Origin of the sequence: Saccharopolyspora sp. NPDC002686 (assembly GCF_040295745.1) — a bacterium.
Lineage (GTDB): Bacteria > Actinomycetota > Actinomycetes > Mycobacteriales > Pseudonocardiaceae > Saccharopolyspora > Saccharopolyspora oryzae.
Window position 1 is genome coordinate 1 of record NZ_JBEOVY010000328.1, and the last position, 8,520, is coordinate 8,520.

The following is an 8,520-nucleotide window of genomic DNA, read 5'->3' on the forward strand; positions in this document are numbered from 1 at the left end:
ACCGGCCGCCGTGCCGCCCGGGGCCGGCGCGCCCCCCCCCCCCCCCCGGTTCCGGTCAGTCCCGGTTGAGCTGGACGTCCGGCCGCGGCGGGACGTGGCCCGGGCGGACGGTCGGCTTGGCCGTCCCGGCCGAGGTCACCGCGGGCAGACCGCCGACGACCGGGAGCGTCACCGAGGTGGCGTTCAGGTCCAGGCCGATCTCGCCGGGCTGGCCCGGCGCGACGATGAACGCGCTGTCCGTGCCGCCGATGATCAGCGCCAACCGGTGTCCGGCGGGCAGCACGTGATCGGTGGTGGCCAGCCGGAACGTCATGGTCACCGGCTTGCCCGGCTCCAGCGGCTTCTCCTGCGACAGCGACTCGTGGTTGGCCAGGTCGGCCCAACCGCGCGAGATGATCTCGAAGTCCACGTCGCGCGTGGTCGCCTCGGTGTCGCGGTAGCAGGCGTCGTCGCCGGGGCGGTTCTCTCCCCAGCACGACTCGGTCTCCAGCGTGCGGATGCCCTCGCCGCGCCCGAGGTAGTCGCGGGTGGTGGCCGGTCCGTAGTCGACGAGCATCGCGGACAGGTGGGCTGTCGGCGTGCTCGGCGTGGCGGTGACCGTGACCGACCCGGTCCCGGCGACTCGAACGTCACGGCTCAGGGGAGCGGTGCTGAACAGCGCGCGGGCGGGCGAGGGCTGATCGGGGGCGGCGGCCCAGTCGTACTCGTCCAGCGATGGATCATCGGTGAACGAGGCGGTGCCGCCCGGTTGGGGCTGCGGTCCGAGCCCGTCTTCGCGGGGGTGGAGCACGGTGTTCTCGGCCAGCTCGCCGGACCAGGTCGGCTCGTCGGCCCAGACGTCGGGAGCGCGCTCGACGCTGGCGGCGGGCTCCTCGTCGATCCCGTTGTCCACGTCCAGCAGCCAGCGGTCGAACCAGCGGTGCAGGGTGTCGACCCACTCGGTGCGGCGGAAGTCGAACGGGTCGACGTGCCCGGTCTGGCTCAACCACAGCTTGCGCGGCACGTCGTGCGCGGCCAGCGCGTCCCACCACTGCCCGAGCTGGACGGTCTTGACGTTGAGGTCGCCGAGGCCGTGCACCGCGAACACGCTGGCGGTGGTCTTGTCCGCGTCCGGCGCGTAGTCCCGTTCCGTCCACAGTGGAGTCACGTCGCCGTTGGCCGGGGCGCCGTCGGTGAGCTCCTGCTTGGCCGGGCCGCAGTCCGGGCGGCCGCCCTCCTCGACGGTGCGGGCCAGCCCGGCCGGGTCGAAGCCGAAGGACACGCCGTCCGAGCGGTAGTAGTCGTACCAGGAGCTGATCGCCCCGATCGGCACGATGGTGCGCAGCCCTTCCACCCCGGTGGCGGCCACGCCGTTGGCGATCGTGCCGTCGTAGGACTTGCCGATCATGCCGACGTTCCCGGTGGACCAGCCCGCATCGACCTGGCCACCGCCCGACGGCGCGTCGAAACCGGGCGCGCGGCCGTTCAACCAGTCGACGACGGCCTTGGCGGAGGTGATGTCCGACGGGCCGCCGACGTCCACGCACCCCTCGGAGCGGTTGGTGCCGGCCAGATCGACCAGCACCGTCGCGTACCCGCGCGGCACGAAGTAGTTGTCGTAGAACAGCGGGAAGCCGACCGGGCGGCCCTGCTCGTCGTAGGTCTTCAGCTCGCTCTCGTTGCCGCGCCCGCAGCACGAGTAGTACGGGCTGGCGTCCATGATCACCGGAACCGGCTGGTCGGTGCCCGACGGCCGGACGACGTCCGCGGCGACCCGGTCGACGACGCCGTCGCCGTCCCCGTCCAGCCCGGTCTCCACCCACACCGTCTCGCGCACCGGTTCGGCGGTGAAGACGGGCTGGCTGCGCCCGTCCCGAACCTGCTCCGCGGCCGGCCCGGCGGCCGCGGCGGGCGCGACCCCGGACAGCACCAGCGCCGCGCACGGCAGCGCCCACCAGCGACTTCTCCGCAAAGTGCCCACCTCCGAGAAGATCTCGGAGGCAGCCTACGACCCAAGATCACCAACCGGCACAGCCGAAAGTGGGCCGGGCGCTACTCGCCCTCGACGGAGGCCAGGATCGCTCGGATCTGCGGGAGGAGCTTCGGGATTTCGCGATCGACGACGTTCCACACGGTGTTCAGGTCCAGGTCGAAGTACCCGTGCGTGATCCGATTGCGCATGGCGATCATCTGCCGCCACGGCACTCCTGGGTGTTTTCGCTGGATCTCGCGGTCAACACCGTTGGCCGCCTCGCCGAGGTTCTCGATCCAGTGCAGCAATGCAGTTTGGAGGACCTCGTCAGCCTCGAACGCCTTCCGGTCTCGCGGCGTTCGGTGTTGGATCTTCTCTGCGAAGTCGAGCATGTCCTGCAGGCGTTCCGGCGTCTGCCGCTTCAAATCGGCACCGCCTCGGCGAGCACGTTGTCCCGGATCCGCTCTTTCAGGCCGTTCGGAGTCGCGACCTGCGTGAAGACGTTGAGCAGCTCCTCGACGTCGAGCGCGAATCCGGACATGTCCCACAGGCTGCTGCCGCGCGCGACGTCGATCAGCAGGTCCAGGTCGCTGTCGTCGTCGGCTTCACCGCGGGCGACGGAGCCGAACACCCGGATGTTGCTGATGCCGTACTGCTCCGCGATCCGGTAGATCTCATCGCGGTGCGCGCGAACCTCGTCGAGGGTGATCCGGCGGTGCGGCGCGTCGACGACCGAGGTCATAGCTCCTCCCTCCTGCTGGAACGCATCATCCCAGCTCCTGGGGAGGGCGGTCCAGTCGCGGAATACGCTGGGGGTGTGACTCCTGTGCTGCTGGATGGTGGGCGGTTGCGGGCCCGGTTGGTCGACGGCGGGCCCTACAACGCGCTCGACGTGGTGACCGTGACCGGTTCGACCAACACCGACCTCGCGGCCGCCGCCGCTCGCGGCGCTGCCGACCGGACCGTGCTGATCGCCGAGGAGCAGCAGGCCGGGCGCGGCCGGATGCAGCGCCAGTGGACCTCGCCGCGCGGTCGCGGGTTGTTCGTGAGCGTCCTGCTGCGCCCCGACGTGCCGCACTCCGCGGTGGCCTGGCTGCCGCTGATCGCCGGTGTCGCCCTCGCCGAGACCGTCCAGCGCACCACCGGCGTGCCCGCCTCGATGAAGTGGCCGAACGACCTCCTCCTCGGCGGTGACGGGGAGTGGCTGAAGGCGGCCGGGATCCTCGGCGAAGCGGTGACCGGGCCGGACGGGCTGGCGCTCGTCCTGGGCATGGGCATCAACGTGCTGCAGCAGCGCGACGAACTTCCCCGCGGCGCGGGCGGGCTCCCGGCGACCTCGCTGGCCGCCGAAGGCGCGGAGGTCGACCGCGAAGCGTTCGCAGTGGCATTGCTCACGGCGTTCGCCGAGGCGGACGACCTCTGGCGGGCCGCATCCGGCGACGTGGTGGGCAACGGGCTGCTCGACCGGTACCGGCGGCTGTGCAGCACCCTGGGCCAGCAGGTGCGCGTCGAGCTCGGGCCCGCTGAGCAGCTGCAGGGCGTCGCGACCGACATCGACGACCAAGGTCGGCTCGTGGTGCGCACCGACAGCGGCCGGACGACCGCCGTCTCGGCGGGTGATGTCGTTCACGTGCGGCGAGCTTGATCGACGACTGCCGCATCCGGACGACTGCGGGCGGTAACGTGACCGGGGATCCGCGATGCGGCTAGAGGAGGGGACCCGGTGGCCTACCCAGACGACCTGCTCGGCGAGGACGAGTTCGTGGTCGTGCACAAGCACCCGCACTGGAAGATGCTGATCGTCCCGGTGCTGATCCTCTTCGTCGTGGTGGGCGGCGGGTCGTACGCGGCGGCGCTGCTCGCGCCCATGTCCTGGCACCTGCCTGCGTGGATCGCGCTGGCGGTGGTCGGCGCGGTCCTGGTCATCTGGTTCACCCTCGCGCCGCTGGTGCGCTGGCGGACCACCCACTTCGTGGTCACCACGCACCGGCTGATGGTCCGCGAGGGCGTCTTCACCCGCACCGGCATCGACATCCCGATGTCCCGGATCAACTCGGTGCGCTTCCGGCACGGTCTGGTCGACCGGATGCTGGGCTGCGGCACGCTCGTCGTCGAGTCCGCCTCGGACGAGCCGCTGGAGTTCGACGACATCCCGCAGGTCGAGAAGGTCCACACCTTGCTCTACCGCGAGGTCAACGACGACCCTCGGGATGACTGGGACTACCGCAGGGAGAGCTGAATGGACGCGCGTGAACTGGGTCTGCCGATGCAGGTGGCCGCTCCGGAGCCGGTCGAGCTGCCGGACGCGGTGACGATCTGGGAGGTCGGACCGCGCGACGGGTTGCAGAACGAGAAGCAGGCCGTCCCGGTGGAGGTGAAGCTGGAGTTCCTGCACCGCCTGGCCGACGCCGGGCTGTCGGTGCTGGAGGCGACCAGCTTCGTGCGGCCGGAGTGGGTCCCGCAGCTGGCCGACGCCGCCGAGCTGCTGGCCGGCCTGCAGCGGGTGCCCGGCGTCCGCTACCCGGTGCTGGTGCCGAACGCGCGAGGCCTGGACCGCGCGCTGGAATCGCAGGTCCGCGACATCGCGATCTTCGCGTCGGCCACCGAGACCTTCACCCGGCGCAACCTCAACCGCGGCCTGGACGAGCAGTTCGGCATGTTCGAGCCGGTGGTGCAGCGCGCGGTCGGCGAGGGCCTGTCGGTGCGCGGCTACGTCTCGATGTGCTTCGGCGACCCGTGGGAGGGCGCCGTTCCGGTCGAGCAGGTCGTCTCGGTCGGCAAGCGGCTGCTGGAGATGGGCTGCGACCAGCTGTCGCTGGGCGACACCATCGGCGTGGCCACGCCGGGTCACGTGTCGGCGCTGCTGCGCGGGTTCGTCGCGGCCGGCATCGGGGTGGACCGCCTGGCGGTGCACTTCCACGACACCTACGGCCAGGCGCTGTCCAACACCTACGCGGCCCTCCAGCTCGGTGTGTCCACTGTGGACTCCTCTGCCGGTGGTCTGGGCGGCTGCCCGTACGCGAAGTCGGCGACCGGCAACCTCGCGACCGAGGACCTGGTCTGGATGCTCGACGGCCTGGGCATCAAGCACGGCGTCGACCTCGGCAAGCTCGTCGCGACCAGCGCTTGGATGGCCGAGCAGCTGGGTCGTCCGAGCCCGTCGCGCGTGGTCAAGGCGCTCAGCTCGTGACGGCACCGAGTCCGGTCCTGCACACCGTGCAGGACCGGCCGGTGCTGGTCTGGCGTTGCGCCCGGCCGTGGCTGGCGATCTCCTCGGCGCCCCGCGGCGGCGGCATCGGCCTGCGGAACTGGGTGCTCAACGCCACCGTGGTGACCGACTACGCCCACCCCGACCCGACCGCCCACGCCGGTGAGATGGCCGCCGAACTGGGGCTTCCCGGCGACGGAATCGGCCTGATGACCGCGGTCGACGTGCGCCACGAGGTCACCGCGGTGGACGGCGGAGTGCAGGCGAGCGTGACCACCGGCGCCAACGCGCCGGTCTGGGCGGCGGCGCCGGAAGAAGCCCGGACCTGGAAGCCGGGCACGATCAACGCGGTCTGCTGGTCACCGGTGCGCCTCACCGAAGCCGCGCTGGTCAACGCGGTGGCCACGGTGGCGGAGGCCAAGGCCCAAGCGCTGGTGGAATCGGGGGTCGCGGGCACCGGAACGGTCACCGACGCGACGGCGATCCTCTGCCCCCGGGACGGCGAGCCGGAGCTCTACGGTGGCCCCCGCTCCCGCATCGGGGCGTCCCTGGCCCGCGCGGTCCACGCAGCGGTGACGGCGGGTCTCCGGATCGAAAACCCGCGCCACGGCCGGACCTGACCGGTTCGCGCTCCGGTCAGTCGCGGGTGCCGAACATCGCGACGAAGGTGAAGCGCAGCACGCGCTCGCCGTCGCGGTCGGCGGTGCCGGTGATCTCCACCAGGCCCAGGTTCGGCTTGCTCTGCGACCGCCGCTGGCTGTTGACCTCCATGCCCAGCTGCAGCACGTCACCGGGGAACACCGGCGCCAGCCAGGCCAGCTCGTTGCCGCCCGGCGAGCCCTGCGACGTCGAGTCGGCCAGCACGTGGTCCACGTAACCGCGCATCCACAGCGACGCGGTGAACCACCCGGAGGCGCACAGCCCGCCGAGCACCGAGTTCCGCCCGGCCTCCTCGTCGAGGTGGAACGGCTGCGGGTCGAAGCGCTCGGCGAAGGCGAGCATCTCGGCCCGGTCCACCTTCACCTCGCCCAAGTCGAAAGTCCGGCCTGGGGTCAGGTCTTCGTACGCGATCCTCGCCATGCCCCCATGCTCTCAGGGCCGGTCGCCGTCATCGTGCGAGACGGTGCTCACAGGCCGTATCGGGGGTTTCGGACATTACGGTGTCTTGCCCGGCTCGGCGGGAAAAAGGTGAAGGCGACGTGGAACCATCTGCGCTGCGGGGCACGTCCAAGCCACGACGTGCGGTCTGCGGTTCACGGGCCGCCGACGTCCGCTTTGCCGTGTCGAGCCGGGCTTCGCCGCGCCAGCTGCGAGGTCCGACGGGCGAACAGGCCCGACCACCGGACAGGGGAGGGGAGCGGCCGTGCCGAGCGATCACCAGGCCCAGGTGGCCGAGTTGATGGCGGACTACCAGCGCAGTCGGGAACGCCTTGCCGAAACGCACCGCGAGCTGGCCGCCATCGCCGAGACCGCCAGCTCCGGCGACGGTCGCGTGCAGGTCGCGGTCGGCGCGCGGGGAGAGCTCCGCGAGGTGCTGCTGGCCAACGACGTCTACGACAAGCTGCGCCCCGCCCAGCTCGCCGCGACCATCGCCGAGCTGAGCGCGAAGGCGGCGCAGGCCGCGGCCCGGCGCGCCGCGGACGTGCTCGCCGAGGTCCTGCCCGCGGACACCGATCCGGAACTGCTGCTGGGCGGACACGCCGACGGCGAGTCGGAATCGGTGCTGCGCAACGAATCGCGGCCCATCGACGATGATGTTGCCGAGGAGGAGGACTTCTCGGAGGCGAGCTGGTTGCAGCACAGCCCGACGAAACGGACGTGATGGTCATGAGCGGATTCCGCAGCGACCTCGGGCAGCTGAGCAAGCACGCCGGCGAGTTCGAAGACCTCGCCGGCCAGGCGCAGAAGATCGCCGACGCGCTGCGCCAGGCGGTCGAGTCGGCCGGCGACTGCTGGGGCGGTGACGAGATCGGCGCGAGCTTCGCGAAGGCCCACTGCGGCCCGGCGGAGCAGGCGCTGTCCGACCTCGGCGGGATGTCGGAGCGGCTGCGCGGCATGGGATCGAAGTTCGCGGCCGCCGCGGACACCACGAAGCAGGTCGACGCGGCCAACGCCGAAGAACTCAGGCGTATCGCCGGAGGGGGGTGAGCGCGGTGGGCATCGAACTTCCCGCCGAACTCCGGGACGTGGCCGCGCGCGCGGGCGCCCAGTGGCCGGAGGCCGACGAGGACAAGATGCGCGAGTCCGCGATGGCGTGGCGCGACGCCGCGAAGTCGATGGACGGCTTGGCCGGCAACGCGGACAGCGTCGCGCAGGGCGCGTTGCGGGCCTTCGACGGTGAAGCCGCGCAGGCGGCGAGCCGGGAGTGGGACGGATTCGTGGCCGACGACGGTGCGCTGCCGGCGTCGGTGAAGCAGTGCAACGCGGCAGCGGACCGCCTGGACCACGCGGCCGAGCAGGTCGGCGCGGCGAAGGTCCAGATGGTGCGCGAGTTGGTGGCGCTGGCGAAGCAGACCGACGCGGCCGAACAAGCTGCGGCCGCCGGGCACCCGCAGGCGCTCGCCGCCGTGGACTCGGCGGTGCAGGGCGCCTCGGCGAACGTGGCGCAGCTGCACAAGACCCTGGCCTCGGCGGTGGACCCGAGCAGCGGCGTGCTGGTGGAACCGGGCGGAAGCCGTTCGCGGCTCGGCGACGTCGGCGGTGCTGCGCTGAACGCGGCTTCGTCCACTGTGGAATCCGCAGGTGGCGTCGCCGCCGGCGCGGGCGGTGCGGTCGCAGGTGTCGGTCACGCCGCGGGCGGCGCCGTTGACGGCGTTGGCCATGCCGTTGAAGGTGTCGGCCGAACTGCGGGCGATGCGGTCGGTTCCGTCGCGGCGAGCGCTGCCGGCGGTCCGGGTCGCGCCGCGGGTGACTTGGTCGGCGGTGTTGCCGAGCACGCCGGAGGCGCTGCCGGCGACGTCGGCAGGGTCGGTCACGGGGTCGCCGGGGGCGTTGCGGAAGATGTTGGCAGCGCGGCGGGACACGTCGGCCGCGGAACGGTCGGGGGTGTGGCGGCAGATGCGCAGGACGGGATCTCGCAGGCGGCCCAGCCCGCCGCCGGCTGGCAGGCGGACGGCGAGCACACCGGTCCGGTCAAGATCAACCCCGGCTCCTGGGCGCCCGGCAACGCCGACGCCGGAACCGGCCCGATCCCGGTGAGCACCCCCCGCCCGGGCTGGACGCCCGGCGACGACCCCGCCTCCAGCACCGCTCCGCACGCGGTGCACTCCGCCTGGGCTTCGCCGCAGGCCGCGCGGTCCGCCGAGGTAGGCGATCCGCCGGTGGCCGAGCTCGGCCAGGTGCGCGCCCAGCTCGTCGAGCC

Annotated in this window: 11 protein-coding genes; 7 read left to right on the forward strand and 4 right to left on the reverse strand. The window is 72.1% G+C overall.

The window, feature by feature from the left end; translation table 11 throughout:
• Nucleotides 1–55: 55 nt before the first annotated feature.
• The 3 genes from ABTZ89_RS31085 to ABTZ89_RS31095 form a co-directional block, all read right to left on the reverse strand.
• Complete coding sequence (locus ABTZ89_RS31085) at nucleotides 56–1,960, reverse strand: Xaa-Pro dipeptidyl-peptidase (protein ID WP_502949623.1); 1,905 nt, start codon at nucleotides 1,958–1,960, stop codon at nucleotides 56–58.
• A 71-nt stretch (nucleotides 1,961–2,031) separates the two neighbouring features.
• A complete protein-coding gene (locus ABTZ89_RS31090) occupies nucleotides 2,032–2,376 on the reverse strand; it encodes a HepT-like ribonuclease domain-containing protein (protein WP_270954508.1) in 345 nt (114 codons plus the stop codon).
• Nucleotides 2,373–2,693, reverse strand: coding sequence for a nucleotidyltransferase family protein (locus ABTZ89_RS31095; protein WP_270954509.1), 321 nt, complete (start codon nucleotides 2,691–2,693; stop codon nucleotides 2,373–2,375). Before ABTZ89_RS31095 ends, ABTZ89_RS31090 begins: the two co-directional genes overlap by 4 nt.
• Before the next feature lie 75 nt (nucleotides 2,694–2,768).
• Here ABTZ89_RS31095 and ABTZ89_RS31100 point away from each other — a divergent pair, with 75 nt between their 5' ends.
• From ABTZ89_RS31100 to ABTZ89_RS31115, 4 genes are all read left to right on the forward strand, one after another.
• On the forward strand, nucleotides 2,769–3,596 hold the full coding sequence (locus tag ABTZ89_RS31100) for a biotin--[acetyl-CoA-carboxylase] ligase (RefSeq protein ID WP_270954510.1): 828 nt from the start codon (nucleotides 2,769–2,771) through the stop codon (nucleotides 3,594–3,596).
• A gap of 78 nt (nucleotides 3,597–3,674) precedes the next feature.
• Nucleotides 3,675–4,190, forward strand: a complete 516-nt coding sequence (locus ABTZ89_RS31105; RefSeq protein ID WP_270954511.1) for a PH domain-containing protein — start codon at nucleotides 3,675–3,677, stop codon at nucleotides 4,188–4,190.
• Nucleotides 4,191–5,141, forward strand: coding sequence for a hydroxymethylglutaryl-CoA lyase (locus ABTZ89_RS31110; protein ID WP_351051412.1), 951 nt, complete (start codon nucleotides 4,191–4,193; stop codon nucleotides 5,139–5,141).
• Nucleotides 5,138–5,779 carry an adenosylcobinamide amidohydrolase gene (locus tag ABTZ89_RS31115; protein ID WP_270954515.1) on the forward strand — a complete coding sequence of 214 codons (642 nt, stop codon included), beginning with the start codon at nucleotides 5,138–5,140 and terminating at the stop codon, nucleotides 5,777–5,779. Before ABTZ89_RS31110 ends, ABTZ89_RS31115 begins: the two co-directional genes overlap by 4 nt.
• A 16-nt stretch (nucleotides 5,780–5,795) precedes the next feature.
• Here ABTZ89_RS31115 and ABTZ89_RS31120 read toward each other — a convergent pair whose 3' ends face one another.
• Nucleotides 5,796–6,239, reverse strand: coding sequence for a MaoC family dehydratase (locus ABTZ89_RS31120; RefSeq protein ID WP_270954517.1), 444 nt, complete (start codon nucleotides 6,237–6,239; stop codon nucleotides 5,796–5,798).
• 283 nt (nucleotides 6,240–6,522) lie between these two features.
• Here ABTZ89_RS31120 and ABTZ89_RS31125 point away from each other — a divergent pair, with 283 nt between their 5' ends.
• The 3 genes from ABTZ89_RS31125 to ABTZ89_RS31135 form a co-directional block, all read left to right on the forward strand.
• Nucleotides 6,523–6,981, forward strand: coding sequence for a YbaB/EbfC family nucleoid-associated protein (locus ABTZ89_RS31125; RefSeq protein ID WP_351051417.1), 459 nt, complete (start codon nucleotides 6,523–6,525; stop codon nucleotides 6,979–6,981).
• 5 nt (nucleotides 6,982–6,986) lie between these two features.
• A complete protein-coding gene (locus tag ABTZ89_RS31130; RefSeq protein WP_351051420.1) occupies nucleotides 6,987–7,307 on the forward strand; it encodes a WXG100 family type VII secretion target in 321 nt (106 codons plus the stop codon).
• A 5-nt stretch (nucleotides 7,308–7,312) separates the two neighbouring features.
• On the forward strand, nucleotides 7,313–8,520 hold a 1,208-nt coding region (locus tag ABTZ89_RS31135), incomplete at its 3' end, for a WXG100-like domain-containing protein (RefSeq protein WP_502949624.1).

Bases quoted from the DNA above. Each gene is read 5' to 3' on its own strand.
- ABTZ89_RS31095 (WP_270954509.1), bottom strand. From the start codon at position 2,693: ATGACCTCGGTCGTCGACGCGCCGCACCGCCGGATCACCCTCGACGAG.
- ABTZ89_RS31110 (WP_351051412.1), top strand. From the start codon at position 4,191: ATGGACGCGCGTGAACTGGGTCTGCCGATGCAGGTGGCCGCTCCGGAG.
- ABTZ89_RS31120 (WP_270954517.1), bottom strand. From the start codon at position 6,239: ATGGCGAGGATCGCGTACGAAGACCTGACCCCAGGCCGGACTTTCGAC.
- ABTZ89_RS31130 (WP_351051420.1), top strand. From the start codon at position 6,987: ATGAGCGGATTCCGCAGCGACCTCGGGCAGCTGAGCAAGCACGCCGGC.